This is a genomic window from Arthrobacter sp. 9AX (assembly GCF_902506095.1).
Lineage (GTDB): Bacteria > Actinomycetota > Actinomycetes > Actinomycetales > Micrococcaceae > Arthrobacter.
Genome location: NZ_LR733293.1, coordinates 963,700 through 990,562, shown reverse-complemented (window position 1 = coordinate 990,562; position 26,863 = coordinate 963,700). Strand labels below are relative to the sequence as shown.

Annotated in this window: 27 protein-coding genes and 1 tRNA gene; 13 read left to right on the top strand and 15 right to left on the bottom strand. The window is 66.5% G+C overall.

Features of this window, described 5'->3' with window-relative positions; genetic code table 11:
* Positions 1-64: 64 nt before the first annotated feature.
* Positions 65-2,686 (top strand): alpha-glucan family phosphorylase, encoded by a 2,622-nt coding sequence (gene glgP / locus BACI348_RS04645; RefSeq protein WP_201298374.1) that lies wholly within the window; start codon positions 65-67, stop codon positions 2,684-2,686.
* Positions 2,687-2,746: 60 nt separating this feature from the next.
* Positions 2,747-4,537: a thiamine pyrophosphate-requiring protein gene (locus BACI348_RS04640; protein ID WP_159824165.1), complete on the top strand. Its 1,791-nt coding sequence runs from the start codon at positions 2,747-2,749 to the stop codon at positions 4,535-4,537.
* On the opposite strand, the gene BACI348_RS04635 is transcribed toward BACI348_RS04640, so the two are convergent.
* From BACI348_RS04635 to BACI348_RS04600, 8 genes are all read right to left on the bottom strand, one after another.
* On the bottom strand, positions 4,534-4,890 hold the full coding sequence (locus BACI348_RS04635) for a barstar family protein (RefSeq protein ID WP_159824164.1): 357 nt from the start codon (positions 4,888-4,890) through the stop codon (positions 4,534-4,536). The two genes, BACI348_RS04640 and BACI348_RS04635, sit on opposite strands and share 4 nt — an antisense overlap.
* 2 nt (positions 4,891-4,892) lie before the next feature.
* Positions 4,893-5,387, bottom strand: a complete 495-nt coding sequence (locus BACI348_RS04630) for a guanyl-specific ribonuclease (RefSeq protein ID WP_159824163.1) — start codon at positions 5,385-5,387, stop codon at positions 4,893-4,895.
* Between the two features lie 17 nt (positions 5,388-5,404).
* Positions 5,405-7,531 carry a glycogen debranching protein GlgX gene (glgX, locus tag BACI348_RS04625; RefSeq protein WP_159824162.1) on the bottom strand — a complete coding sequence of 709 codons (2,127 nt, stop codon included), beginning with the start codon at positions 7,529-7,531 and terminating at the stop codon, positions 5,405-5,407.
* A 31-nt stretch (positions 7,532-7,562) separates the two neighbouring features.
* Positions 7,563-8,552: a 23S rRNA (guanosine(2251)-2'-O)-methyltransferase RlmB gene (rlmB, locus tag BACI348_RS04620; protein WP_159824161.1), complete on the bottom strand. Its 990-nt coding sequence runs from the start codon at positions 8,550-8,552 to the stop codon at positions 7,563-7,565.
* A gap of 104 nt (positions 8,553-8,656) precedes the next feature.
* Positions 8,657-10,123 carry a cysteine--tRNA ligase gene (gene cysS / locus BACI348_RS04615; RefSeq protein WP_159824160.1) on the bottom strand — a complete coding sequence of 489 codons (1,467 nt, stop codon included), beginning with the start codon at positions 10,121-10,123 and terminating at the stop codon, positions 8,657-8,659.
* Positions 10,124-10,132: 9 nt separating this feature from the next.
* Positions 10,133-10,645 carry a 2-C-methyl-D-erythritol 2,4-cyclodiphosphate synthase gene (gene ispF, locus BACI348_RS04610; protein WP_159824159.1) on the bottom strand — a complete coding sequence of 171 codons (513 nt, stop codon included), beginning with the start codon at positions 10,643-10,645 and terminating at the stop codon, positions 10,133-10,135.
* A gap of 2 nt (positions 10,646-10,647) precedes the next feature.
* Positions 10,648-11,430 (bottom strand): 2-C-methyl-D-erythritol 4-phosphate cytidylyltransferase, encoded by a 783-nt coding sequence (gene ispD, locus BACI348_RS04605; protein WP_159824158.1) that lies wholly within the window; start codon positions 11,428-11,430, stop codon positions 10,648-10,650.
* Positions 11,431-11,527: 97 nt separating this feature from the next.
* Positions 11,528-12,010 carry a CarD family transcriptional regulator gene (locus BACI348_RS04600; RefSeq protein ID WP_011690592.1) on the bottom strand — a complete coding sequence of 161 codons (483 nt, stop codon included), beginning with the start codon at positions 12,008-12,010 and terminating at the stop codon, positions 11,528-11,530.
* Between the two features lie 272 nt (positions 12,011-12,282).
* On the opposite strand from BACI348_RS04600, the gene BACI348_RS04595 reads away from it, so the two are divergent.
* Complete coding sequence (locus BACI348_RS04595) at positions 12,283-12,831, top strand: hypothetical protein (RefSeq protein ID WP_159829781.1); 549 nt, start codon at positions 12,283-12,285, stop codon at positions 12,829-12,831.
* A 72-nt stretch (positions 12,832-12,903) separates the two neighbouring features.
* Here BACI348_RS04595 and BACI348_RS04590 read toward each other — a convergent pair whose 3' ends face one another.
* Together BACI348_RS04590 and BACI348_RS04585 are read right to left on the bottom strand one after the other, a co-directional pair.
* The gene (locus tag BACI348_RS04590; RefSeq protein WP_159824157.1) at positions 12,904-13,584 is read right to left on the bottom strand and encodes a response regulator; all 681 of its coding nucleotides are present in this window, start codon (positions 13,582-13,584) and stop codon (positions 12,904-12,906) included.
* On the bottom strand, positions 13,581-14,822 hold the full coding sequence (locus BACI348_RS04585; RefSeq protein ID WP_159829779.1) for a sensor histidine kinase: 1,242 nt from the start codon (positions 14,820-14,822) through the stop codon (positions 13,581-13,583). The genes BACI348_RS04590 and BACI348_RS04585 overlap by 4 nt, the downstream gene beginning before the upstream one ends.
* Before the next feature lie 206 nt (positions 14,823-15,028).
* On the opposite strand from BACI348_RS04585, the gene phoU reads away from it, so the two are divergent.
* Positions 15,029-15,691: a phosphate signaling complex protein PhoU gene (gene phoU, locus BACI348_RS04580; protein WP_159824156.1), complete on the top strand. Its 663-nt coding sequence runs from the start codon at positions 15,029-15,031 to the stop codon at positions 15,689-15,691.
* Between the two features lie 70 nt (positions 15,692-15,761).
* Here phoU and BACI348_RS04575 read toward each other — a convergent pair whose 3' ends face one another.
* The gene (locus BACI348_RS04575) at positions 15,762-16,508 is read right to left on the bottom strand and encodes a phosphoglyceromutase (RefSeq protein ID WP_159824155.1); all 747 of its coding nucleotides are present in this window, start codon (positions 16,506-16,508) and stop codon (positions 15,762-15,764) included.
* 79 nt (positions 16,509-16,587) lie between these two features.
* On the opposite strand from BACI348_RS04575, the gene BACI348_RS04570 reads away from it, so the two are divergent.
* Positions 16,588-17,433 carry a class I SAM-dependent methyltransferase gene (locus BACI348_RS04570; RefSeq protein WP_201298373.1) on the top strand — a complete coding sequence of 282 codons (846 nt, stop codon included), beginning with the start codon at positions 16,588-16,590 and terminating at the stop codon, positions 17,431-17,433.
* Positions 17,434-17,442: 9 nt separating this feature from the next.
* Here the strand turns inward: BACI348_RS04570 and BACI348_RS04565 are convergent, their stop codons facing one another.
* Together BACI348_RS04565 and BACI348_RS04560 are read right to left on the bottom strand one after the other, a co-directional pair.
* Positions 17,443-17,802: a DUF2516 family protein gene (locus tag BACI348_RS04565; RefSeq protein WP_159824153.1), complete on the bottom strand. Its 360-nt coding sequence runs from the start codon at positions 17,800-17,802 to the stop codon at positions 17,443-17,445.
* Between the two features lie 9 nt (positions 17,803-17,811).
* Positions 17,812-19,002: a trans-sulfuration enzyme family protein gene (locus BACI348_RS04560; RefSeq protein ID WP_159824152.1), complete on the bottom strand. Its 1,191-nt coding sequence runs from the start codon at positions 19,000-19,002 to the stop codon at positions 17,812-17,814.
* 111 nt (positions 19,003-19,113) lie between these two features.
* On the opposite strand from BACI348_RS04560, the gene tmk reads away from it, so the two are divergent.
* The 8 genes from tmk (at position 19,114) to BACI348_RS04520 (ending at position 25,390) form a co-directional block, all read left to right on the top strand.
* Positions 19,114-19,770: a dTMP kinase gene (gene tmk / locus BACI348_RS04555; RefSeq protein ID WP_159824151.1), complete on the top strand. Its 657-nt coding sequence runs from the start codon at positions 19,114-19,116 to the stop codon at positions 19,768-19,770.
* Positions 19,767-20,909, top strand: a complete 1,143-nt coding sequence (locus BACI348_RS04550) for a DNA polymerase III subunit delta' (protein ID WP_159824150.1) — start codon at positions 19,767-19,769, stop codon at positions 20,907-20,909. The genes tmk and BACI348_RS04550 overlap by 4 nt, the downstream gene beginning before the upstream one ends.
* A 19-nt stretch (positions 20,910-20,928) precedes the next feature.
* Complete coding sequence (locus BACI348_RS04545) at positions 20,929-22,494, top strand: alpha/beta hydrolase (RefSeq protein WP_159824149.1); 1,566 nt, start codon at positions 20,929-20,931, stop codon at positions 22,492-22,494.
* A 104-nt stretch (positions 22,495-22,598) separates the two neighbouring features.
* Positions 22,599-22,671 (top strand) — tRNA-Thr (locus tag BACI348_RS04540).
* 390 nt (positions 22,672-23,061) lie between these two features.
* Positions 23,062-23,340, top strand: a complete 279-nt coding sequence (locus BACI348_RS04535) for a hypothetical protein (RefSeq protein ID WP_159824148.1) — start codon at positions 23,062-23,064, stop codon at positions 23,338-23,340.
* A 97-nt stretch (positions 23,341-23,437) separates the two neighbouring features.
* The gene (locus BACI348_RS04530) at positions 23,438-24,139 is read left to right on the top strand and encodes a DNA alkylation repair protein (RefSeq protein ID WP_201298372.1); all 702 of its coding nucleotides are present in this window, start codon (positions 23,438-23,440) and stop codon (positions 24,137-24,139) included.
* Positions 24,140-24,191: 52 nt separating this feature from the next.
* Complete coding sequence (locus BACI348_RS04525; RefSeq protein ID WP_159824147.1) at positions 24,192-25,166, top strand: hypothetical protein; 975 nt, start codon at positions 24,192-24,194, stop codon at positions 25,164-25,166.
* A 38-nt stretch (positions 25,167-25,204) separates the two neighbouring features.
* A complete protein-coding gene (locus BACI348_RS04520; protein ID WP_159824146.1) occupies positions 25,205-25,390 on the top strand; it encodes a hypothetical protein in 186 nt (61 codons plus the stop codon).
* 83 nt (positions 25,391-25,473) lie between these two features.
* Here the strand turns inward: BACI348_RS04520 and BACI348_RS04515 are convergent, their stop codons facing one another.
* The gene (locus BACI348_RS04515; protein ID WP_159824145.1) at positions 25,474-26,319 is read right to left on the bottom strand and encodes an aldo/keto reductase; all 846 of its coding nucleotides are present in this window, start codon (positions 26,317-26,319) and stop codon (positions 25,474-25,476) included.
* A gap of 62 nt (positions 26,320-26,381) precedes the next feature.
* The gene (locus BACI348_RS04510) at positions 26,382-26,858 is read right to left on the bottom strand and encodes a hypothetical protein (RefSeq protein ID WP_159824144.1); all 477 of its coding nucleotides are present in this window, start codon (positions 26,856-26,858) and stop codon (positions 26,382-26,384) included.
* Positions 26,859-26,863: the final 5 nt, after the last annotated feature.

Below are 26,863 nucleotides of genomic sequence, written 5' to 3'. Positions count from 1 at the left end.
CATTTACCCAAAAGAAACCCAAAGCTGGTTCCGGCCGCGCATCTTGTCAGTTAGTGTGACGCAGGTGAAGGCAATCCGCAGATTTACGGTCCGTACGCTCCTCCCCGAGCCCATCCGCCCGCTGGCCCGGCTGGCCAGCAATTTGCGCTGGTCCTGGCACCGCCCCACCCGGGAGCTGTTCGCCGGCCTGAACCCGCGCCTCTGGACAGAAAGCGGCGAGGATCCCGTCGGTTTCCTGGGCCTGGTGAGCCGTGAAGAGCTCCAGCAGCTTGCCGCGGACCAGTCCGTGGTGGAGCGGGTCCGCGCCGCCGAAGAGGACCTTGACCGGTACCTGGAGGAGCCGCGCTGGTACCAGGGCCTGGGCCCGGACGCGCCGGCCTCGATTGCTTACTTCTCCCCCGAATTCGGCATCACCGAAGTCCTTCCGCAATACTCCGGCGGCCTCGGCATCCTGGCCGGTGACCACCTGAAGGCGGCCTCGGACCTGGGCGTGCCCCTGATCGGCGTGGGCCTGTTGTACCAGGCCGGCTACTTCAAGCAGTCGCTGTCCCGGGATGCCTGGCAGCAGGAAACCTACCCGGTGCTGGATCCTGACGGGCTGCCGCTCACCCTGCTCCGCGAGCCTTCCCCGGACGGCAACGGCCGGCCGGTGCAGGTGTCACTCCCGCTGCCCAACAACCGCCGCCTCCTGGCACACATCTGGCGTGCCGACGTCGGGCGCGTCCCGTTGCTGCTCCTGGACTCCAACGTCCCGGGCAACGACGAAGCGGCCCGCAGCATCACCGACCGCCTCTACGGCGGCGGCGGGGACCATCGGCTGCAGCAGGAACTGTTGCTGGGCATGGGCGGGGTCAAGGCGCTGCGGGCCTTCCAGAAGCTCACCGGAACAGTGGCACCCGAGGTGTTCCACACCAACGAGGGCCATGCCGGATTCCTGGGCATCGAACGCATCCAGGAACTGATGGCCGGGGACGAGGGCCTCACCTTTGATGAGGCGCTGGCCGCGGGCCGCGCGTCCACCGTCTTCACCACCCACACCCCGGTGCCTGCCGGCATCGACAGGTTCGAGATCACCCAGATCCACCACTTCTTCCAGGCGGGCCTGGCACCGACCGTGCCCGTGGACCGGATCCTGGAACTGGGCCGTGAAAACTACGCCGACGGGAACCCGTCCGTCTTCAACATGGCCGTGATGGGATTGCGGCTGGCGCAGCGGGCCAACGGCGTGGCCAAGCTGCACGGCGAAGTGTCCCGCGGCATGTTCTCCGCCTTGTGGCCGGGGTTTGACCACTCCGAGGTGCCCATCACATCCGTGACCAACGGCGTGCACGTGCCCACCTGGGTGGACAGCCGCATCGGCAAGCTTGCCCGGGACCAGTTCGGGAGCGAAGCGGAAGCCAACGGCCGCTGGGACCTGGCGTACAACGTCAGCGACGCCGACGTCTGGACGTTGCGCCGCGAGATGCGGACCGCCCTGGTGGAGGACGTCCGCAAGCGGCTGCGTGCGGCCTGGAAGAAGCGCGGCGCTGCCGACGCCGAGCTCGGCTGGACGGACAACGTGCTGGACCCGGACGTACTGACCATCGGGTTCGCCCGCCGCGTTCCCACGTACAAGCGCCTCACCCTGATGCTCCGCGAACCGGAGCGGCTCAAGGCACTGCTCCTGCACAAGGAACACCCCATCCAGCTGGTAATCGCCGGCAAGTCCCACCCGGCCGACGACGCGGGCAAGAAGATGATCCAGGACCTGGTCCGCTTCACCGATGACCCTGAGGTCCGCCACCGCATCGCCTTCCTGCCCAACTACGACATCGCCATGGCCCGCACCCTGTTCCCGGGCTGCGACGTGTGGCTGAACAATCCGCTGCGGCCGCTTGAGGCCTGCGGAACCTCCGGCATGAAGGCCGCGCTGAACGGTTCGCTGAACCTGTCGGTGCTCGATGGCTGGTGGGATGAGATGTACGACGGCGAAAACGGCTGGGCGATCCCCACGGCCAATAACGGCGCATCGCCTGAGGAACGCGACGACATCGAGGCCGCCGCCCTGTACGAGCTCCTTGAGACCCAGGTGGCCCCGCGGTTCTACGGCAGCACCGTTTCCCCCAGCGCGGGGGCCGCCGGGCCGTCCACGACGTCGGCCACGGAGAAGGTGCCCACGCACTGGGTGTCAATGATCAAGCACACGCTCTCGCACCTGGGGCCGAAGGTTTCGGCCGAGCGTATGCTGCGCGATTACGTGAACATCCTCTACCGCCCGGCGGCGGAGGCCGGCCGCAGTGCAGGCGCTAACTCGTACTCGCAGGCGCGCAACCTCGCAGCCTGGATAGCGAAGGTCCGCTCGGCCTGGCCGCAGGTGCATGTTGAGCACGTGGACTCGGTGGGAGTCTCCGAGGATCCGCAGATCGGGGACATCCTCCAGGTTAACGCCTACGTGTCCCTGCACAGCCTCACACCTGAGGATGTGAGCGTGGAAGTGGCCTACGGGCGTGCCGAGGAAAGCGACACGTTGTCGGACATCACCGTGATGGAACTGAAGGTCCAGGAAGACCTGGGCAGCGGCCGGCATTTGTTCAGCGGCTCCCTGTTGATCGACCGCTCCGGGTCCTTCGGCTACACCGTACGGGTCCTGCCTCGGCACGACGCACTGGCCTCGAAAGCGGAACTGGGACTGATCGTCAACGCTTAGCCCCCTGGTCTGATGGGTAAGGCTCCTGCCAGGCAGGGCAAACCCAACGCAGGAGGATCGATGAACGACCGCACCGTGGCAGACCTGGTGGTGGACAGGCTGGAATCGTGGGGCGTTGACCGTGTGTTCGGCTACAGCGGCGATGGAATCAACGGGTTCATGGGGGCCCTCCGCCGGGCGGAGGGCCGCGTGGAGTTCGTGCAGGCACGGCACGAGGAAACCGCGGCCTTTATGGCGGTGGGCCACGCCAAATACACGGGCGGGGTAGGAGTGGTCACGTCCACCCAGGGACCCGGCGCCGTCCACCTGCTGAACGGCCTGTACGACGCCAAGCTCGACGGCGTGCCCGTGGTGGCCATCGTGGGGCAGCAAAGCCGCACGGTGCTCGGCTCCGCCTACATGCAGGAAATTGAGCTCACCGTCCTGTTCAAGGACGTTGCGGCCCAGTTCGTCCAGCAGGTCAGCGCCCCCGAACAGCTGCCCATGGTCCTGGACCGTGCTTTCCGCACGGCCAAGGCCACCTCCTCGCCGTGCGTGGTGATCCTGCCGCACGACATCCAGTCCGCACCGGCGCCCAAGCTCGAACAGAAACACGGAGTGGTGGTCACCGCGCCCACTTGGCACACCTCAGCCAAAACCCCGGGCACGGAAGACCTGGACGCCGCCGCCGCCATCCTCAACGGCGCGCAGAGGGTGGCACTCCTCGTTGGCCAGGGCGCCCGGCACGCTGCAGCTGAGGTGGTGGCGGTGGCCGAACAGCTCGGTGCCGGCATCGCCACCAGCCTCCTGGGCAAGCCGTACATTGACGAGACCCTGCCGTTTGTCGTGGGCACGATGGGGCATCTGGGCACCACGGCCAGTGCGCACCTGCTGGGCAACTGCGACGCACTGCTGATCGTGGGCTCCAACGATCCCTGGACGGAGTTCTATCCCCCGCCCGGGGCCGCCAGGGCCGTCCAGATCGATATCGACGAGCGGAAGATCGGCAACCGGTACCCGGTTGAAGTGGGACTGGCCGGCGACGCGGCCGCCGCCCTTGAGGCGCTCAGCTCCAGGCTGAAGGACCGTCCCCGCGGGCAGTGGCGGGACGACGTCGAACAGGAAGTGCTCCGCTGGCGCGCCCTCGCCGCTGAACGTGCCGCCGTCCCGGCCACGCCGGTCAATCCTGAGCGGGTAGTGCGGGAAATGAACGGCAGGTTGCCGGCCAACGCCCAGGTGAGCGTCGACGTCGGCAGCTGCGTTTACTGGTACGCGCGCCAATTGGTGCTTCCGCCGGGCGTTCCCGCCCACCTTTCCGGCACGCTGGCCAGCATGGGCTGCTCCATCCCGTACGGCATTGCCGCAAAACTTGCCCACCCGGACCGGCCACTCGTGGCGCTGGCCGGGGACGGTGCCATGCAGATGGCCGGCATCGCCGAACTGGTGACGGTGGCGCACCGCTGGCGGCAGTGGCAGGATCCCCGCTTCGTTGTCTGTGTCTTCAACAATCGGGAGCTCACCGAAGTCACCTGGGAGCAGCGCGAGTCCGAAGGCGAACCGAGATTCCAGGACAGCCAGGAGCTTCCCGATTTTTCGTTCGCCGGCTACGCCGAACTGCTGGGCTTCACCGGAATCCGGGTGGAGGATCCGGAGCTTCTGGGCGACGCCTGGGAGCGCGCGTTCGCCTCAGACCGCCCGGTGGTGATCGACGTCCTGACCGACCCCGAGGTTCCCCTGCTGCCGCCATTTCCTGCCGGCAAGGAGAAGGCCAAGAGCATGCGCAAGGCCCTGGCCGAAGAAGACAACGCCGGCCGGGCACTGGATCTCCTGGCAACCTATACCGGCCAGGAGGAACGCGGCGAGGACGGCTAGAGAAATACAGCCGTGACGGTCAGGTCCTTGCCGGCGTAGCGCTCTGCGTCCTGGAGGATCTCGCAAATGATCCCGAAGGACCGGTCGACGCGGAACGGTGCGGATACCTGCCAGAGCACCGTGACGGGAGGATTGCCGTTGTCCGTGATGCTGTCCGCGAAGTCATGCAGTGAATCGTTCAGGGCATCCAGGTTCACGCCGTAGTGTTCGGGAAATTCAAGGACTTCGCCGAAGGTTTCCAGGACGGCCTTCCTCGTGTCCGCCGGCGGAATGACCAGGCTGCGGCGTCCGGCGTCTGCAACCTGCTCCTGCAGCTCTTCCAGGGTCCAGGTCTCGCCGGAGTAGATCTTCATGCTTAGCTGCCTTCCGCTATGAATCGAAATGTCCCGTAGTGGTCATCGGTGTAGTATTTCTCGCCGCCGTCCCCGGCCACGATGCGCCGGGCGCCCCGGTCCGACTCGCCCGGCGTGGGCACGGTGTACTCGCGGTAGTAGCCCCGGTCCTTCCGCGGGAGGACCCGCTCGAAGTTGCCGAACACCTGGTCATCCTGGCTGTAACGGAAGGGTCCGCCAGACCGGATCAGGGCGAGCGTGCTGCGGGCCTCGGCGGGAAGCCCCGATTCGCGCACCTCGGGCAGATCCGACGGGTTGCCCCGGGCAGGCGCGGTGGACGCGGAAGGTGCCGGCGGGGAAGGCGTGCGGGCCGGGGGCGCAGGCGCGGCACTGGAGGTGCCCTCCGGCGTCGTCGCACCCTCCATCAACTGGTTCAGGACGCCGGTGCCGCCGAACGCCACCAGCACCAGGACCACGACGGCGGTGAGCAGCAAGGGCAGGACGTTGCGGTTGCGCATGGCGGCGTTCTCCGGGGCTACGTGCGGTAGATGCTGATGGAATTGGCCTCGACGAGGTCCAACTCCCCCGAGGAAACCCTGCTCCCCTGCCGGGCCTCGTGCAGCGGCGAGGTGGTCAGCCGCAGTTCGAACATCCGTTGCGGAGCTCCCTCCGCGGCGACCCGGGGCAGGGTGATCTGCACGTCCGAGGTGCTGCCGTTCACCACCACCAGGCCCGCCAGGGTGCCGTCGTCGGAGCCGAGCAGGAGTTGCATCACGCGGTGCTGCGGATCATTCCAGCGTTCCATGGACATGGGCTGGCCGGCCTGGTCGAACCAGTAGAGGTAGGACTGTTCGGCCCGGCCCGGGAAGTCGTTGGGCTGCGCGGCCAGGAACTCCTTGCGCAGACGGATGTACCGCTTGGTGCTGCGGAGCATCTCGTGGGACTCCGGTGTCATAGTCCAGTCAAGCCACGCGATGGCGTTGTCCTGGCAGTAGGCGTTGTTGTTGCCCTGCTGGGTCCGCGCCAGTTCGTCACCGGCGGTGATCATGGGAACGCCGAGGGCAATCATCAGCGAGGCCATGAGGTTCCGGCGGGACTGCGCGCGCCTGGCGAGGATGGCGCCGTCCTCGGTGGGGCCTTCAAAGCCGTGGTTGTAGCTGCGGTTGTCCCCGTGCCCGTCCCGGTTCTGCTCGCCGTTGGCTTCGTTGTGCTTCCGGTCGTAGGACACGAGGTCATTCATGGTGAAGCCGTCGTGGGAGGCGATGTAGTTCAGCGATGCCAGGCGCGAGCGGCCGGACGCGGCAAAGAGGCCGGCGGAACCGGAGAGCATGTCCGCGAGTTTGGCCACGGAGCCGCCGTGCCCGCCGGACTCCAGGGCGGCCCGGTCAGCCAGCCAGAAAGAGCGCACCCCGTCCCGGAAGTGATCGTTCCAGTCCACCCAGCCGGCCGGGAAGCGCCCGGTCTGCCAGCCGCCGTAGCCCACATCCCAGGGTTCGGCGATGAGCTTCACGCTGGACAACACTGGATCCGCGGCAACATCCACCAGGAACCGGTGTTGGGGATCGAACTCGTTGGCGGCGTTCCGGCACAGGGTCACGGCAAGGTCAAAGCGGAAGCCGTCGATGTGGAACTCGTCCACCCAGTACCGCAGCGAGTCCAGGACCAGCTGCACCACCTGGGGCCGGGAAAAGTCCAGGCTGTTGCCGCAGCCGGTGGTGTCCACGTACTTGCCGTGCCCGTCGGTGCGGTAGTACGTGTCCTCCCCCAGTCCGCGGAAGTTCAGGGTCTGCCCGTCGGCGCCGCCCTCGGCCGTGTGGTTGTACACCACGTCCAGGATCACTTCGAGCCCGGCGGCGTGCAGCGCCTTGACCATCCGCTTGAACTCGTCCTGCACAGCCTGGGGACCGGCGTCCTGCGCAGCTTTGGTGGCGTAGCCGGGGTGCGGGGCGAAAAAAGCGGCCGTGTTGTATCCCCAGTAATTGGTCAGGCCCAGGTCCTGCAGGTGCGGCTCATCCAGGTGGAAGTGCACCGGGAGCAGCTGGACGGACGTGATGCCCAGGCTCTTGAGGTGTTCCACGATGGCCGGGTGCGCCAGGCCTGCGTAGGTGCCACGGAGCTCTTCGGGCACGTCGGGGTGGAGCATGCTCTGCCCCCGGACGTGGGCCTCATAGATGATGGTGTCCCGCCATGGCAGGTGAAGCCGCGCGTCTGTCCCCCAGTCAAAGTCGCCGGCCATCCGCACGCTTGTCAAAAAACCCTCGGATTGGTCCACGGCGCGGCCGTAAGGGTCAAGCAGCAGCGGCTGCCCGCCGTCGTCGTCAATGGCGCCCGCCGGCACAGCCACCGGCAGGGACTGCCCGCCGGCCGCTTCGCGGAAGCCATACTTCGAACCGTACGGAATGTCGTCCACCAACCCGTGGTGGACGCCCTGGCTCACATTGGGCAACGCCTGGACGCGCCAGTCACCGCCGGGGGCCTTATAGACAATTTCCAGGTTCCGCACGCCGGGGGCATAGCAGGCAACGTTGGCCTGCGCGGCAGGGCGGTGGCCGTTGCCGGCCGACCCCGTCCCGGCCACGTCCGCGCGCGGCACACTGACACCGAGGGGAAGGGCCGTGGAGGCGTCCGTGGTGGAAGCGGTGTCGAAGAGCGGCATGACCATCCCCTAAATCTTAGCCGCCAATGGAACTGTGCTACCTCGTGGCGCGCTGCCGGGACACTTCATACAGCGAGATGCCCACTGCCATGGACGCGTTCAGGGATTCCATGGCCGAGTCGATGGGGATCGACACGATCTGGTCGCAGTTCTCGCGGACCAGGCGGCTGAGGCCCTTGCCCTCGGAACCCACCACGATGCACACCGGTTCGGTGGCGAGGGTCAGGTCGGGAAGGGACACGTCGCCTTCGCCGTCCAGGCCCAGGACGAAGATGCCCATGTTCTTGAACTGCTTCAGCGCGTTGTTGAGGTTGGAGGCGCGGGCCACGGGGACACGCACGGCTGCGCCGGCGCTGGTCTTCCAGGCAGAAGCGGTGACGCCCACGGACCTGCGCTCCGGGACAATTACGCCATGGCCGCTGAAGGCGGATACAGAACGGATGATGGCACCGAGGTTGCGGGGGTCCGTAATGCCGTCGAGGGCCACAAAGAGCGGCGCGTTGCCGATGTAGCCCTTCTTCCACTTCGCCACGGTGTCCTCGGCGAGCTCGTAGGCGTCCTGGTACTCGTAGGGCGGAATCTGGAGGACCAGGCCCTGGTGGACGGCGTCATCGGTCATCCGGTCCAGCTCGGGCTTGCCGGTTTCCATCAGCGGGATGCCCCGTTCGGCGGCGAGCTTCAGGGACTCCTTGACGCGGTCATCCATTTCGATGCGGATAGCCACGTGCAGTGCCTTGGCGGGAATGCCCGCGCGGAGGGCTTCCACTACGGAATTCCGCCCGGTGACCACCTCTTCGGTGGCGCGCCCCTTGGGGCCTGACTTGGCGGCGCCGGCGCTGCGGGCACCGGTACTGCGTTTGGCCGCGGAGCGCTCAGAGAGCTGCTTGGCCTTGTGTGCCTTGTGGTACGGGCGGTCCTCCGCCTTGGGCGTGGGGCCCTTGCCTTCGAGGGCCTTGCGGCCATGGCCACCGGTTCCGATGGTTGGGCCCTTCTTCGCTTTAACCGATCGGCGACCATTGTTGGCCATTGTGTTCCACCCTTGATTGTGCTGACTGACTCTGCCTACCAGTCTACTGACCGAAGAAAAATCGGCGGCCCCGGCCCGTCGGCGCGCTCAGGCGCAGCGGCGGATCAGTCCCGCTTCAGGCTCCAGGCGGCACCGTCCGGGCCGTCCTCCACCACCACGCCGGCAGCGTTGAGCGTGTCGCGGATGGCATCGGAGGCCGCCCAGTTCTTTTCGGCCCGGGCCGCGGCCCGGGCCTCCAGCTGGGCCTGCACCAGGACGTCGAGGGCGGCGGCTTCCCTGCCGTTGCCAGCGTCGGTGCCAGCCACGGCATTGAGGCCCAGAACGTCGGTCATCACTGCCACGGTGTGCATCGCCGTCCGCGCGGCCTGGTCATTGCCCTCGGCGAGGGCGGTGTTGCCGGCCCGCACAGTTTCGTGGAGTGCTGCCAGCGCGCGCGGTACGTTCAGGTCGTCATCCATGGCTTCGGAGAACGTGGCCAAGGTATCCAGGGAGGCTTTGTGGCGGCTGGCCATGAAACCGTCGCCGGTGCCAAAACGCGCCACGGCTTTGGCGAGGAATCCATCAATGCGTTCGACGGCGGCCGCGGCTTCCTGCAGCGACGTGGGACGGTAGTCCAGGATTGACCGGTAGTGCGCCTGGCCGAGGTAGTAGCGGACCACCCGTGGCGGGGCCAGTTCCAGCATCTCCGCCGGGCTGACGGTGTTCCCGATGGACTTGGACATCTTTTCGCCCTCGTAGGTGACCATGCCGTTGTGCATCCAGAAACTGGCGAACGGGTGGCCGGCCGCCTGCGACTGGGCCAGTTCGTTTTCATGGTGCGGGAACCGCAGGTCCAGTCCGCCGCCGTGGATATCGAATTCCGTGCCCAAATACTTGGTGACCATCGCCGAGCACTCCAGGTGCCAGCCCGGACGTCCGGCACCCCAGGGGGAAACCCAGCTCGCCGTCGCCGGTTCACCGGCTTTGGAACCCTTCCACAGCGCGAAGTCGCGGGGATCTTTCTTACCGCGGGGGTCGGCGTCGGGGGCTGCCTGCATGTCGTCGATATTTTGCCGCGTGAGGGAGCCGTATTTGCTCCAGGACCGGACATCGAAGTAGACGTCACCGGAGTCGTCCAGCGCCGGGTAGGCGTGGCCGCGGTCGATCAGCTGCTGGATGAGCGCGTGCATCTCCGGGATGTGGCCGGTGGCGCGGGGCTCGTAGGTGGGCCGGGAAACGCCCAGCGTGTCGTAAGCCTTCAGGAACTCCTGCTCATAGCGGTAAGCCAGGGCCCACCACTCCTCCTCCGGCACTTCCCCAGGCTCAGGCCTGAAACCGGGTGCGAAGGAGGCTTCGGACTTCGCCAGGATCTTGTCGTCAATGTCCGTGACGTTCCGGACCACCGTGACCCGAAGGCCGCGGTATTGGAGCCAGCGGGTGAGCTGGTCAAAGGCAATCGCGGAGCGGATGTGGCCAACGTGGGGCATGCCCTGCACCGTGGCCCCGCAGTAGTAGAGGCTGGCCTTGCCCTCGATAAGGGGCACGAAGTCCCGGACTTCGGCGGAGGCAGTGTCATAGAAGCGCAGGGTCACCGCTCCAGATTAGCCGATGGCGCCGGACTGCCCCGGATACACCAGGGCCGTGGCCACCGCGCTGATGCCTTCACCACGGCCGGTGAATCCGAGGCCGTCACTGGTGGTCGCCGTGACGCTCACCGGCGCACCCGCGGCCTCGCTGAGGACGCGTTCGGATTCTTCCCGCCGGGGACCGAACTTGGGCCGGTTGGCCACGAACTGGACGGCGACATTGCCGATCTCGAAACCGGCGGCGCGCACAATGCGGGCTGCCTCCGCGAGCAGCGTCACCCCGGAGGCGCCGGCGAATTCAGGGCGGCTGGTGCCGAAGTGCGTTCCGAGGTCGCCGATCCCTGCTGCCGAAAAAAGGGCGTCGGCGGCGGCGTGGGCCACCGGGTCGCCGTCGGAGTGCCCGGCGAGGCCGCGTTCACCCTCCCAGAACAGTCCGCCGAGCCACAGCGGACGGGGGGCGTCCCCGGCCGCGTAGGCGTGGACGTCGATACCGATGCCAGTGCGGGGAAGAATCACTGCCCTGTCCATTCCTAGCCCTCCACCCAGCGGGCCCCGAGCGGTCCCTCAAGGAGTCCCTCCGCGAGGATCAGATCCAGCGGCGTGGTGATCTTCAACGACTGGCTGGAGCCACGCACTGCATGGACGGGGGTACCGGTCATTTCCACCAGCATCGCGTCATCGGTCACGGCGGCGGACCGCTGCTCGTCCAGGGTCTGCGCTGCCTCATGCGCCTTCAGGAGGGTGCCTAGCTGGAAGCCTTGGGGCGTCTGCACGGCGCGCAGCTTCTCCCGGGGCGCGGTGCCGGTAACGATTTCCGGGGCCAGCGCTGTGTCCTCGCCGGTAGTGGCGGCCACGGTCTTGACGGTGTCCACCACGGCGACGGCGGGAATCACCGCGGCGGCACCGGCTGCCAGGGCGTCGGCTACCCGGTGGAAGACGGATTCGGGAGTCAGGGCGCGGGCGGCGTCGTGCACCAGGACCGCCTCGATCCCGTCCATCAAGGCTGCAAGGCCCGCCCGGACGGAGTCGGCGCGGGTGGCCCCGCCGTCCACTATCGAAAGGAGGGGACCGCCGTCGGCCAGCTCCTGCCTGAAGTCCTCGCACAACTGCCGCAGGGCAGCATCCCCGGCGGGCAGCGCAATGCACACCTGGCTGCTGACGCCGGACGCGATGATCCCGCGGAGCGCGTGCATCAGGATGGGTTCGCCGCCCAGGGGCACGGCGGCTTTAGGCATGCCGTAGCCAAGCCGCTGCCCGGAGCCGGCGGCCACCAGGATCACGGCGGTGACAAGGCGGGTGGGAGTTTCACTCATGCGGACTAGCCTACGTCGCGGCAGGCCGCCCCGCCCGGACCTGATTCCGGGCAAAAAGAAGCCCCGCCGGCACTTGTGTGCCGCCGGGGTTCAATTCTTAGGAAGCCAGGACCTCGTCGAGAACGCTTGCAGCCTTCTCCTCGTCGGTCTTTTCAGCCAAGGCCAGTTCTGAAATCAGAATCTGCCGGGCTTTGGCCAGCATTCGCTTTTCGCCTGCGGAAAGGCCCCGGTCGTGATCGCGGCGCCACAGGTCACGGACGACCTCTGCTACCTTGATGACGTCACCGGAAGCAAGCTTCTCCAGATTTGCCTTGTACCTGCGTGACCAGTTGGTGGGCTCTTCGGTGAACTCGGCGCGAAGCACATCAAACACGTGCTCCAAACCTTCCTTGCCCACTACGTCCCGAACCCCAACAAGATCAACATTCTCTGCTGGAACTTCAATGGTCAGATCACCCTGAGCCACCTTGAGCTTGAGATACATCTTCTCTTCGCCCTTGATGGTGCGCATCTTGATTTCTTCAATCTTCGCAGCACCGTGGTGAGGGTAAACTACTGTCTCGCCGACCTCAAATACCATGTGGACATTTCCCCTTTCCCGCAGACCAGTTTATCACGATTCAGGCATATGACCGGCCGGCAAAAGGGCCCCGAACCGCGAAAATCCGCGGAAAAACGGCATAATCGACCCCCTCCACCCCCTTGACGAACGCGGATAATAGTGCATCGGGCAGCCGCTGCCAAGGGTGATATGACGGCCCCCGAATCCTCGTTTGCAGGGGTTTGCGGCTAGGCTATGCCTGAATAATCTTTCAAAACTCTCGAGGAGTACGTGACGTGCGTTTCACTGCGATGAACCGGGCCCAACGCGCCAAACTGGCACTGACGGGGGCCGCCCTTGGCGTCGGCCTGCTGACGGCAGGCTGCGGATACATCACACCCCAGCAGACAAACCATCAGTACTCCGCGTCGGACGGCATCCGCGCCGACCTCGGCCCGCTCCAGCTGCGCAACATCCTGATCGTTTCTTCCGGCGAGAATGAGCCCGGCCGTGTGATCGGTGCCGTCTACAACTCGTCCTCCAAGGATGTAACGCTGACGCTCAACGGGGCCGAAGGCTCGCAGACGAAGGTGCCGGTTAAGGCCAACGCCTACACGCTGCTCAACGAATCCACTGACGAAGCCATCCTGAGCACCAGTGGCGGCGTTCCGGGGTCCCTGGTGGACATCAAGGTCAGCGAGGACGGCACCAACGTCAACAACACCGTGAAGGTTCCGGTCGTTGACGCCACCCTGCCGGAGTACAAGGAATACCTGCCCGCCGGCAGCACGCCGTCGCCCAGCACATCGGTTTCACCGTCGTCAACGGCTTCTTCGGCAGCTACCGGAACCGGCCACTAAGGCCGGCCTGCAAGCAACATACAAAAGGGAGGGGCCGGCCGGCGCCTCCCTTTTGTATGTGGTCTGCTCGTTCTACGGCTCGAACTTATAGCCCAAACCACGCACAGTCACCAGGTACCGCGGCGCTGAGGGGTCGGGTTCAATTTTGCCGCGGAGCCGCTTGACGTGGACATCAAGGGTCTTGGTGTCGCCTACATAGTCCGAGCCCCAGACCCGGTCAATGAGCTGCCCCCGGGTGAGCACCCGGCCCGAGTTGCGCAGCAGCATCTCCAGGAGTTCGAACTCCTTCAACGGGAGCAGCACCTGTTGACCGCCCACGCTGACAACGTGGCGTTCAATGTCCATCCGCACGGGACCGGCCTGGACCGTGGAGGAGATCAGTTCCTCCGGTTCCCCCTGGCGGCGCAGGACGGCCCTGACCCGGGCCACCAGTTCGCGGGACGAATAGGGTTTGGTGACGTAGTCGTCGGCGCCCAGTTCCAGGCCCACCACCTTGTCGATTTCGGCGTCCTTGGCCGTCAGCATGATCACCGGGACCGTGGAGCGCTGGCGCAGCTGGCGGCAGACCTCCGTCCCGGACAGGCCGGGAAGCTGGAGGTCCAGCAGGACAAGGTCCGCCCCGTTCCGGTCGAATTCGGTGATGGCGTCCAGCCCGTTGTCCACCACTTCCACCTCGAACCCTTCCTTGCCCAGCAAATAGGACAAGGGATCGCTGAACGACTCCTCGTCCTCCACTATCAAGATCCTGCTCAAGCGTTAGCTCCTCGTTCTTTTGCGCCGGCGGCGCGTGGTACTTGGGTGACGGATGGCTTTACCGGTCCCTGTTTGGCCGCGGCGGGGAGCGCCGGCAGCTGCGGCTCCTCCTCGCCGTCCTGGCCCTCCATTTCGGGGAGGCGGAGGGTGAAGGTGGAGCCCTGGCCGGGCTGGGACCACAGGGTCACTTCCCCGCCGTGGTTGGAAGCGACGTGCTTGACGATGCTGAGCCCCAGGCCGGTGCCGCCGGTGTGGCGGGACCGGGCCGCATCAACGCGGTAGAAACGCTCAAAGACACGCTCCTGGTCCTCGGGGCTGAGCCCCTCACCCTGGTCTGTCACCGAGATGGAGACAAGGCCGTCCCGGGCACGGACACCGATTCCCACCCTGGTGTTGGCCGGGGAGTAGCGGATGGCGTTGTCGATCAGGTTCCGCAGCGCGGTGACCAGAAGGTCCTGGTCACCGAAGACCCTGCCCTCGGTGCGGCCGCCCACCACGATGCGGATATTTTTGCTTTCGGCCGGGAGCTGGGAGCGGTCCACGGCCTCCGCGATGACGGCGTTCACATCAACGGGACCGCCCTCCTGGGTAACGCTGGCGCCTTGCAGCCGGGAGAGTTCGATGATGTCCTGCACCAGGGCGGCGAGGCGGCCGGACTCCTTGTGCATGCGCTTGGCGAAGCGCCGCACTGCCTCTTCGTCGTCGGCCGAGGATTCCAGGGCTTCGGCGAGCAGGGAAATGGCACCCACCGGGGTCTTCAGTTCGTGCGAGACGTTGGCGACGAAGTCGTTGCGGATTTCCTCGGTGCGGGTGATCTCGGTGCGGTCATCTGCGAGCAGGAGGATGTATTCCTCACCGAGCATGGCCGCGCGTACCTGCACAATGATGGTGCCTTGCCCCAGCGGTCCCCTGGGCAGCTCCAGCTGTTTTTCGAGGATGACGCCGTCGCGCCGCACGCCTGCCGTCATGTCCAGCAATTCCTTATGAACCACGGTGTGCCCGCGGACCAGCCCGTAGGCGTAGGCGGCGGGGCTGGCCCGGACCACGCCGTCCACCGCGTCGACCACTACAAAGGCGCGTCCGACGACGGCCAGCACCTCGGCCGCGCCGGCCGGCAGCGCGATTTCCTCGGCGTCGATGTCCAACAGGTGCCGCTGCTTCTCGCTGACCCTGTACGCAAGCACCCCAAAGGTACCAAGTGCCAGGCCAACGAGGCCGGCGACCAGACCGATGAGCATAGGATCCACAGCTCCACCTTATGCGCTGGCAGCGGGCCATCAGCACGGCAGGACCCACTGCGCCAACGGTTCAACTAACGTTCATCTTCAAGGGCTTAACCGTTTACCGGATACTGGCAGAGTAACGAGTTGGACTGCCGAACGGCGACATGAATTCCTGCTGCCCACGTGCGGGCGGGACGGGAGTTCCAAGGAAAGGACGCCCAGTGCGTAAGGTTTTTCAGGAAGAGCTCACCCAGGTTGGTGACCAGCTGGTGGAGATCTCCCGGCTGGTCAGCGAGGCGATGGACAAGGCCACCACCTCGTTCCAGGTGGCGGACGTCGATCTTGCCCAGGATGTGATTGCTGCGGACGCCCGCATCGACTTCCTGCAGAACAGCCTCGATGAGCGGGCCATCGACATTCTTGCACTGCAGGGCCCGGTTGCCAGCGACCTCCGAATGATCGTGGGGTCGCTGCGGATGAGCGCGTCGCTGGAACGCATGGGTGACCTCGCCCGGCACATCGCCCAGCTGGCCCGGCTCCGCTTCCCCTCCACCGTTATTCCGGAATCCATGACGGGGACCTTCAAGAGCATGGCCGAGCTGGACCAGGAGATCGCTGACAAGCTCACCGTCCTCCTGGAAACCCGCAACCTCGAGGTGGCCCGGGACATCCTGAAGGCGAACACGGCCATCAACGATCTCCACCTCAGCGTCTTCAAGGCCATCGCCGCACCCGAATGGGCCGAGTCGCCCGCCACCACCGTGGACGTTGCACTGGCCAGCAGGTACTTCGAGCGCTTCGCGGACCACGGCGTCTCCGTGGCGCAGAAGGTCACCTACCTGGTGACGGGCGCCTGGCAGCCGAACGGCATCGAGCACAGCTGACCCGCGCGGAGGAACATACGACGGCGGGCTGGTCACCAAAAGTGACCAGCCCGCCGTCGAGCGTTCTACTTTATTTCTTGCCCTGGTTGGCGACGGCGAGGATGGCCTCAGCCGCTGCGTCGGGGTCGAGGTAGGTGCCGCCGGGCTTGATGGGCTGGAAGTCCTCGTCAAGGTCGTAGACCAGCGGGATGCCGGTGGGGATGTTCAGGCCGGCGATGGCTTCGTCGCTGATGCCGTCCAGGTGCTTGACCAGGGCGCGCAGCGAGTTGCCGTGGGCGGTGACCAGGACGGTCTTGCCGGCCTTCAGGTCTTCCTTGATGTCGGATTCCCAGTACGGCAGAAGACGGATCAGGACATCCTTGAGGCACTCGGTGCGCGGGATGGCGTCGCCCAGGTCTGCGTAACGGGGGTCCCCCACCTGGGAGAACTCGGAGTTGTCGTCCAGGGGCGGCGGCGGGGTGTCGTAGGAACGGCGCCACTCCATGAACTGCTCTTCGCCGTATTCGGCCAGGGTCTGGGCCTTGTCCTTGCCCTGCAGTGCGCCGTAGTGGCGTTCGTTGAGGCGCCAGTCGCGCTTGACCGGAATCCAGCCGCGGTCAGCCTTGTCCAGGGCGATGTTGGCGGTGTTGATGGCCCGCTTCAACAGGGAGGTGTAAAGGATGTTCGGGAGAACGTCGTTCTCAACCAGGAGCTCCCCGCCCCGTGCTGCTTCCGCGCGGCCCTGGTCGTTGAGGTCTACGTCCACCCAACCGGTGAACAGGTTCTTGGCGTTCCATTCGCTGTGGCCGTGGCGCAGCAGAATCAGCTTGTAAGTCATGATTTTTATCCTAGCCGAGCGCTGCTGCCGACTGCCCAGCGTTACAAAGGCCGGAGCAACGCAAGGATAAGGTAGGGCGGTGGTGCAAAAAGCTGAACGGGTGGCCGCCCCGCAGATCACCGGCAGGAACCCGGCGGGCAGGCAGGGCCGGCCGGTGGGCAACGTTACCCGGGGCACCACCAACCCCAACCGCATGCGGCGGCTTGACCGCTGGCTGACCGGCCCGCAGGCATGGCGGCTCCGGTCCGCGGCGAACCCTTTGGTGGTGGACCTGGGCTACGGCGCCACCCCGGCCACCGCCGTCGAACTTTTTGAAAGGCTGTCCGCTGTCCGCCCGGACGTCCAGGTGTGCGGGATTGAGATCGAGCCGGACCGGGTCCGCGCCGCCCTGCCGTTGCAGCGGCCCGGGTTGAGCTTCCATGTGGGCGGCTTCGAGATTCCCGTTCCGGGCAGGCCGGTGCTGGTGCGCGCCTTCAACGTGCTGCGGCAGTACGAGGAAGCGGATGTGGCCGGCATCTGGGGGCTGGTGCAGGACCGGCTGTCTCCGGACGGCCTGTTCATCGACGGTACCTGCGACGAGATCGGGCGGCGGGTGACGTGGGTGGCGCTGGACGCCGAGCGGCCGCTCTCGCTGAGCATTTCGGTCCGGTTCGGCAGTTTTGCCCTCCCCTCGGATGTTGCCGAGCGGCTGCCGAAGGCGCTGATCCACCGCAATGTCCCGGGCGAACGGGTGCACGCCCTGATGCAGGCGATGGACCGTGCGTGGCTGGAAGCCGCCCCGCTCGCGGCGTTCGGGAGCCGGCAGCGCTGGCAGTCCATGTGCAGCCTGCTGCGTGATGCCGGGTGGCCGGTGCAGGACGGGCCGGCACGGTGGCGCCTGGGCGAGCTGACGGTGGGCTGGGAAGCGGTGGCCCCGGGCGTCTAGGTCAGTCGGTTACCAGGGCCCGTAGGGGCCGGTGTTGCGGCTGCCGCCGCGGCCTGCGTCCTTGACTGCCGGGCGGACGTCGGCCAGGTAGACGGATGCGGCCACGACGGCCGCGAGCCCGAACAGGCCCAGCGTGCCGAAAAAGCCGCCACCGCCGCCGACGCCGAAGAACGAGATGACGCCCACCAGGGCGGCGCCGCCGGTCAGTGCCAGCCAGAACGTCTTGGTCCGCTTCCCGGTGGCTTCAAAAGCATTCGCGCGGTGCCGGGCGCAGTCCACCACGGCCCATAGTTCAAGTCCGAGCGCCACCAGGGCGAGGATAAAGAAGATTGCCTGTTCTACAGGCCGAATAAGAAGTTCACCGTCCACAAGCCCAGCCTAGCCGCCCACGGCGTCCAGCGCCTGCTTCAGGTCTGCCCAGAGGTCCTCGACGTTTTCTATTCCCACGCTGAGGCGAACCAGGTTTTCGGGAACACTGGCCGGCTCGGCTGTATGCCGGCGGCGGCGTTCGATCAGCGATTCAACCCCGCCCAGGGAGGTGGCCGGCAGCCACAGCTGCAGCGCCCGTACCAGCTGGTCCGCGGCGTCGGCACCGGTGAGCCCGCCCGCCGGTGCCACCTGGATGCAGATGATCGAGCCGAAGCCCTTCATCTGGGTCTTCGCCCGTTCATGGCCGGGATCGGCGGGAAGGCCAGGAAAACGGACGGATTCAACCAGGGGATGGGCGGCGAGCCGCTCCGCCAGCACCAGGGCGGAAGCCTGTGACCGTTCGATCCGCAGGGCGAGCGTGCGTAACCCACGCAGTGCCAGCCAGGCTTCGAAAGGCCCGGCGATTGCGCCGTGGATGATCCGGTGGTGGAGAAGGGCCGAACGGATATCCGGGTTGGAGGTCACCAGGGCGCCGAGGACGACGTCCGAATGGCCTGACAGGTATTTGGTTACCGAGTGCAGGACGACGTCGGATCCCAGCAGCAGGGGCTGCTGGACCAGAGGGGTGGAAAAGGTGTTGTCCGTGACCACGATGGCTCCGACGGCATGTGCGGCCTCGGTGAGGGCGCGCACGTCCGCGATCCCCAGCATGGGGTTGGTGGGGCTCTCCAGCCACAGCATGGCAGCCGCCCTCGCAGCCGGACCGCGGGGCGAGAGCGCGTCCTTGACGGCATCCGTGTCCGCAATGTCCACGGTCCGGAGTTCGAGGAAACCCTTTTGGGCAAGTTCGGCAGCCATCACCAGGGACCCGGAATAGCTGTGCGTGGGCATCACCAGCACTCCCCCGGCCGGGATGAGGGACAGCGCCGAACTGACGGCAGCCAGGCCGGACGCGTAGAGCAGGCCGGGCAGGTCAGCGCCTTCGAGCTGGCCGAGCGCCTCTTCAAAGGGATCCCACGTGGGGTTGGAGTACCGGCCGTAGCCGCGGTCCCCATCAGCAAGCGGGCCACTGCCGAAATATGTGGACGACAGGACGATGGGCGGGTTCACCGGCTGGTCCCGCTCCCTCGGAGGACGTCCGGCGGCCACCACCACCGTTTCTGCTGCCAGGGAAGCCGCGTGCTGTTCGGAAAGACTCATGGGCAAAAGCGTACTGTTCACCGGTGCAAGCCCCGAACACCGTGACCCGCACTGTCCACATGGCACCGGCCCCGCACTGCACTTGACGGTGCGGATCGGTAGGCTTATGCGGTGAGCAAACAACGGGCAGGCCTTTTCATCGCGTTTGAGGGCGGGGACGGCGCCGGCAAGTCCACCCAGGCCGCCCGGCTTGCAGACACCCTTGAATCGCGCGGACTGACGGTCCTGCGTACCCGGGAGCCCGGCGGCACCCCCATTGGCGAGAAACTGCGGTCTTTGGTCCTGGACCACGGGCAGGGGCACATCGACGCCCACACTGAAGCGCTGATCTTTGCGGCCTCACGCGCAGCACATGCAGCCCAGGTGATCCGGCCTGCCCTGGAGCGCGGCGAAGTGGTGTTGACGGACCGCTACATTGATTCGTCGGTGGCGTACCAGGGCGCCGGGCGGGACCTCGGCAAGGACGCCGTGCGCTCCATCAACGCCTGGGCCACCTCCGGCCTGGAGCCGCACCTCACCGTGCTGCTCGATGTTGACCCAGAGGTGGGCCGCCTGCGCCGAACCGCCGGTGACGCCGCCGAAGACCGGCTGGAATCCGAAGCCGATGAGTTCCATGTGCGGATCCGGCACGCCTTCCTCGAGCTGGCCGCCAGCCGTGCCGCCTCCTACCTCGTGCTCCCGGCACACCTTCCCGTTGACGACCTGGCCGCGCGGATCCTGCAGCGCGTGGAGGCCCTGCTGGCCGCCGCGGAGGTGAGCCGGGCGTGACGGTATGGGACGACCTGCAGGGCCAGCCCGCCGTCGTCGAGCAACTGCGCCAGGCCGCCAGCGGCGAAAACCTGACGCACGCCTGGCTTTTTACCGGTCCGCCCGGCTCCGGCCGCTCGAATGCGGCCAAGGCGTTCGCCGCGGCACTGAACTGCGACCAGGAGGACGTCACCCGGCGCGGTTGCGGGCAATGCCCTGCGTGCCTGACCATCTTGGGCGAAACCCACTCGGACGTCACGTTCGTCCGGACTGAAAAAGTCACCATCACCATCGATGAGGCCCGCGACCTCGTAGCCACCGCCGGAAACCGCCCATCGTCCGGCCGCTGGCGGATCATCGTGGTGGAGGACGCAGACCGGATGGCGGAGCGGACCACGAACGTCCTCCTCAAGGCGATCGAGGAGCCCACGCCACGGACAGTGTGGATGCTGTGCGCGCCGTCCCCTGCCGATGTCCTGGTGACCATCCGTTCTCGTTGCCGCAGCGTGGCGTTGCGCCTGCCGCCCGCCGGTGACGTGGCCGCCCTGCTGGTAAAGCGCGACGGCGTGGAGCCGGCTTTGGCGGAACGTGCGGCCCGGGCGGCACAAAGCCACGTGGGCATTGCCCGGCGGCTCGCCCGCGATCCTGCCGCACGTGAACGGCGGCTGGAGACCGTGCGGTTTCCCCTGGGCCTGCGCGGGGTTACCGCCGCGGTGATGATGGCGGAAAAACTGGTCAAGATTGCCACCGCCGAGGCCAACAGTTCCAACGAAGAACGCGATGCCGCCGAGAAAGCAGCGCTGCTGGCCACGCTGGGAGCGCCGGAATCCGGTACGCTCCCGCCCGCCATGCGGAGCCAGGTGAAGCAGCTTGAGGAGGACCAGAAGCGGCGGGCCAAACGGTCCATCACCGACTCGCTGGACCGTACCCTCACGGATTTGCTGTCCTTCTACCGGGATGTGCTGATCATCCAGCTTGGGAATGCTGTGGAGCTCGTAAACGTTGAGCTGAGGAGTGAATTGGAGGAGTTCGCCAGCCGCTCCACTCCAGAAGCCACCCTTGCCCGAATGGACGCCATCAACAAAGCCCGTGAACGCATCACCACCACCAACGTTGCTCCGCTGTTGACCATTGAGTCCATGGCAGCCAGCCTGATCTAGCCCCTTCCAAGGAGACCCGATGACTGCCCGCCCCCTGCCCGCACGCCCCGCATCCTGGGTGGTTGCCGTACGTGCTGCCGGGGCCATGGCCCTTGCCATGGTCCTGGCCAGCTGCAGCCTGCTGAACGGCGGCGACCGCAACCAGGAGACGGCCACGGCGAAGGCCGATCCCTCGATTGTGGCGTCCGCTCCCAGCGGACTTGAGGAGTTCTATTCGCAGGAAGTGGTGTGGGAGCCGTGCGAAAACGGGTTCCAGTGCGCCAAGGTCAAGGTGCCCCTGGACTATGCCAACCCCGGCGGCGAAACCATCGAACTCGCGGCATTGCGGACCCCCAGTACGGGCAACAAAACAGGCAGCCTCCTGGTCAACCCCGGCGGTCCGGGCGCATCCGGGTATGACTTCGTCAAGGACGCCTCAACCTCACACTTCTCCCAGGCGGTGCGCGACGCCTACGACCTGGTGGGCTTCGATCCCCGGGGTGTGAAGCGCTCCGCCCCGGTGTCCTGCATGACGGACGCCGAACGTGACGCGGCCCGCGCCAAGATTTACGACCTGGACACTGACGCCGGCCTGCAGACCGTGCTGGCGGACAACAAGGCCATCGCCGCCAAATGCGCTGAACAGACCGGGCCCGTGCTGGCCCACATCGATACTGTGAGCTCTGCGAAGGACCTCGACATCCTGCGCGCAGTGGTCAACGACGCGAAACTGAACTACCTCGGGTACTCCTACGGCACGTTCCTGGGTTCCACCTACGCGTCGCTGTTCCCGGACAATGTTGGCCGTATGGTGCTCGACGGAGCCCTGGATCCGTCCATCAGCAATGAGGAGCTGACCCGGGGCCAGGCGCTCGCCTTCGAAAAGTCCATCCGCGCTTATGTTGAGAGCTGCCAGAAGCAGGACGGTTGCCCGCTGAGCGGAAACGCCGATTCCGGGGTGCAGCAGATCCGTGACCTCATCAGCGCCGTCCAGCAGACGCCCCGCACCGCCAAGGACGGACGCGTGGTCAACGCCACGATGTTTGTCAGCGGACTGATCACACCGCTCTACAACGACCAGAGCTGGCCCGCGCTCACCCAGGCCCTCGATGCCGCCATGGCCGGGGACGTCAGCCTGATGCTCCGGCTCGCGGATCTGGGTGCCGACCGCGCCTCAAACGGCACCTACACCTCCAACTCGACCTTCGCGTTCAACGCCATCAACTGCCTGGACTACCCGATGGATTCCGATCCCGCCGCCATGCGGGCCGAACAGCAGCAGCTGATGCAGGACTCCCCCACCTTCGGGTACTTCTTCGCCTACGGCGGCACCAACTGCGCCGACTGGCCGTACAAGAGCCTCCGCACCCCGGCGCCCGTGGAATACACGGGTGATGCCCCCATCGTGGTCATCGGCACAACGGGCGACCCCGCCACTCCGGTGGAGTGGGCGGCCTCGCTCCGCAAGCAGCTGGGCAACGCCTCCCTGCTGACCTGGAAAGGTGAAGGCCACACCGCCTATGGCCGATCCAACAGCTGCATCGGGGACCCCGTTGACCGGTACCTGGTCAGCGGTCAGGCACCCGTGGACAACACGGTGTGCTGAAGGCCTCAGCTGTCCGGCTCCGGCCATTTTGACCCGGGCGCGGGGACTCTATTACAGTTGACTCTTGCATGAGGGGCCCGGTTCAAACCGGCCAACCATGCGGTGCTTCCTTAGCTCAGTCGGTAGAGCGTTTCACTCGTAATGAAAAGGTCATCAGTTCGATTCTGATAGGAAGCTCGGGATAAACCCCGGACAGCCCCGATTTTTAGGGGTTTCCGGGGTTTTTCGCTGGTTAAGCGCGCTTGCAGGCGCCAACCCAATGCACCGCTGACATTTACGGCAAAATTCACAGCCCTGACATCGTGGCCATGGACACGGGCACTAAGCCTCAGAACCCGTTGCTCCGGCGGAGCGTGCTCCGCCGGAGCAACGGGTTCACGGGCAAGTAGTTGACCTCCGCCAGAGTCGAGTACTTGCTACGCATGATCGGCGGGGGTACCCGTCCTAACCTTGTTGATACGGCGGCGCTTTCCAGGCTGGCGGCACGTCCGGGTTTGCCCGGTGAACCCGGCTCCAGCCGATGAAGACGATACTGGAGCACAGTCCTCGATCCCTTCAGGATGTCCGATGCCGCTATCACCAGATCCAACCGATCGGCGCACGGTGCTGGATCCCCCGCCCGAGCAGTTGCTGCCAGTCCGGCTGGACCACGTGGGCCTCCGGGAGGACGCACTTCGGCAGGCGCCGGGCAGACCTGTCCTGATGCTGCGGCCCGCGGCCGTCAAGGTGGGTTCCACCGTGGGCCATGCCATCGCCTACACCGTGACGCACGTGCTGGTGGAGTGGGAGAACGACGGCGGCCCCGACGTCAGGTGGTTGGCAAGCTGGCTGGTGCGCCGGCTGTAAGAGGGCAAATTTGCCGGATGCCACAGCATGACCGGAACGTGCGGGACGCTGGCTTCCGCCGTAGGCTGATCTCGCAGGCCATGGAGAGGAGCCAGGGATGGCTGGGACGGCATTGACGACAACGGCGCTGGCCGGGACGAGCCTCTCTGAGGTGATGGCCGAACTGGCCGGCCTTGAAGAACCTCGGGCCCGCGAGGTGAACGAAAAGCACGGTGACGACCACGGTGTGAACCTCGGGAAGCTCCGCGCCGTGGCAAAGCGGCTCAAGACGCAGCAGGAACTTGCCGTTGAGCTCTGGGCCACCGGTGACTCGGCGGCACGGCTGCTGGCGCTCCTGATCTGCCGCCCCAAAGCGTTCGCGCGCGACGACCTGGACACCATGCTGAGGGAGGCCCGCACGCCCAAGGTGCAGGACTGGCTGGTGAACTACGTGGTGAAGAAAAACCCGCATTCAGAGGAGCTTCGCCAGGCTTGGTTCCTGGACCAGGACCCGGTGGTGGCCAGCGCGGGTTGGGCGCTTACCACCGAACGGGTGTCGAAACAGCCCGAGGGCCTGGACCTCGCAGGGTTGCTGGACACCGTCGAAGCCGGCATGAAGGACGCCCCGGACAGGCTGCAGTGGGCGATGAACGCCTGCCTTGCCACCATCGGCATCTGGCATACCGAATACCGGGACAGGGCCATCAGCATCGGCGAGCGCCTCGAGGTGCTCAAGGACTACCCCACGCCCCCGGGCTGCACCTCTCCCTTTGCACCGGACTGGATTGCGGAAATGGTGCGGCGGCAGCAAACTACGTAGCGGCGGCAGGCTCGACGGACCCTGCACTCGCTCGGGCCTTATGATGGCGTGCATGGATGACGAGGCCCTGGCAGAGATCGCAAACGAGCTCTACGCCAAGCCGCTGGACGACTTCATAGCTGCCCGCGCCGCGGCGGCAAAGGAAGCCGCAGCATCGGACAAGGAACTGGGCACCGCCGTCCGCGGGCTGCCCAAGCCGTCGGTTGCCGCCTGGGCTGTAAACATGCTGGCCCTGCACCAGCCCGACGCCCTCGCCGGGCTGACTGACCTCGGCACCAGGATGCGCGAAGCCCAGTCGTCCCTGGACGCCTCCGCCCTGCGCGGGCTGGGACGTGAGCGCCGCACCCTGCTGGCCGCCGCCGTCGACACCGCCCGCTCAGTGGCCCGGCAGCAGGGCCGGTCCATCAGCGACGCCATGGCAACCGATGTGGAAGAGACCCTGCGGGCACTGACTGCCGACGAGGGGGCGGCGGCCGCGGTCCAGAGCGGCCGCCTGCTCAAGACATTCTCCGCAGATGGCGTGAATGCCGTGGACCTTGGCGGTCTGGTGGCGGTCCCGGCCGCCCTCCCGGCAACGCCCCGGACAACTCCCCCTGCTTCCACTGCGGCACCGGCCAGGCCGCAGAAGAAAGATACGACGACGGCACGTACCCCCCGCCCGGCCCCGGACAAGCCTCGGCTACAGGCTGTCCGGCAGACGCCGCGGCCCTCCTCGCCGCCCGCCCTGGAGAAGGCGAAGGCGTCGCTGGCCGAAGCGGAGGCAGCCCAGGCAGAGACCGCCCGGCTGGCCAGCGGGCTCCAGGACCAGGCGGACGATCTCCGCACGGAGATCGCTGAACTTCTCCAGGAGACGGCCGAACTCCGGACGCGCCTGAAAGCCGCCGAGGAGCGGCTGGAGCGGTCCCGCAGGGCCCTCGCGTCCACTGCCGCCGAAGCAAAGCAGGCGGTCCGGGCCGCGGACAAAGCTGAACGGACAGCAATGCTGGCGCAGGAACGGGTCCTCCGGTTGGGCAACACGCGCGCCTGATTCCAAGGAATGTCAGACCCCGGTTGCAGACTGGATTTATGGAAAATCAGCTTGTACAGGAATTTCACGTCACCTACTTCGACGCCCACTGCGGCCGCGCCCTGACCGAAGTCTTTGACACCATGGCGGAGGCCGAACGGTTCGCCGGCCGGCACTGCCATGGCGAGGACAGCTGGGCAGTGGTGGACGCCGTGGCCGTCCCGCAGGTCCGCATCGCAGCCTGACCTGCCGGTCACTGCAGGCCGCTTAAAGCAAAAACCCGCGCTGCCCCGGCACAAGCCGGGACAGCGCGGGTTGAACGCTTGGACTAGGCGAAGTCCGAGACCGCGGGGTCCGGTCCGATCCGGCCTTCGCCCTTGGCCGTGCGGTCCAGGGCGTTGATGGCCTCGACGTCGTCGGCGTCCAGGGAGACCTCCAGCGCTGCGAAGTTCTCGCGGATCCGGGACTCGGTCACGGACTTGGGGATCACCACGTTGCCGAGGGCAAGGTGCCAGGCGATAACAACCTGGGCAGGCGTCGCGCCGTGCTTGGCAGCGATGGAAGCCACCGCCGCATCTTCGAGCAGCTCGCCGCCCTGGCCCAGCGGCGACCATGCCTGGGTCAGGATCCCCTTGGACGCACCGAACTCGCGCAGTTCACGCTGGCTGAAGTACGGGTGCAGTTCGATCTGGTGGATGGCCGGGACCACACCCGTTTCGTCGATGAGCCGCTGTACGCCCTCAGCAGTAAAGTTGGAAACACCGATGGACTTCACGCGGCCGCGCTTCTGCAGCTCGATCAGGGCCTTCCAGGTGTCCACGTACTTGTCCTGCTTGGGCTGCATCCAGTGGATCAGGTACAGGTCCAGCGTCTCAAGGCCCAGCCGGTCCATGGACTCCTCGAACGCGGCGAGGGTGGATTCGTAGCCCTGGTCCGCGTTCCACAGCTTGGTGGTGATAAAAAGCTGTTCCGGTGACAGTCCGGAGCCGGCGATGGCCCGGCCAACACCAGCCTCGTTGCCGTAGATCTTCGCGGTGTCGATGTGGCGGTAGCCCGCTTCGAAGGCCTGGCGGACAACCTTTTCCGCCACTCCGTCCTCAACCTGCCATACGCCGTAGCCGAGCTGGGGAATCTGGTTTCCGTCGTTGAACGTGAGTGTGGGTGAAGAAGTCATTCCTTTATCCTGCCAAACCCGTCGGCTGCAGCGGGCCGGAAGGCACCGAGTAAGCTCCACGCTTAACCGGGAATATCTTCCCGCCCGGAGCCTGAGCCCTGCTCCGCAAGGTGCCGCTCGGCGTCGTCAACCTGCTGGTACACCGCTTCGGCGCGCCGGCGCACGGAGGCCGCGCCCACTGGGACCGGACCGACGGCGAGCCGGAGCATGGCCGCGGCTTCGGCGGTAGTCGCCAGGGAATTGCCGGCCTTGGACAGCGCGCGGTGGACGCCGGCCAGGCCTACCGGGATGTCCAGGCCGTCGCTGGGCGAACGGCGCTGGGCTTCCATGCAGACGGCCCTGACGCGTTCCAGCAGGGCGGCGAGTTCGTTGGCGATCTCCACGAGTTCGCCGTAAAGCTGGTCGTCCTCCACCCCTTCGAGGACCTGGTGGAAGCGGTCCAGCCCCCGGTGGAAGCGGTCGTGGGCGCGGCGCCACAATCCCTTCCCCAATTCCGCATCGTCCTTGCGCCCCTGCCTGGCGGCGCTGAAGAATCCCAAGGAAA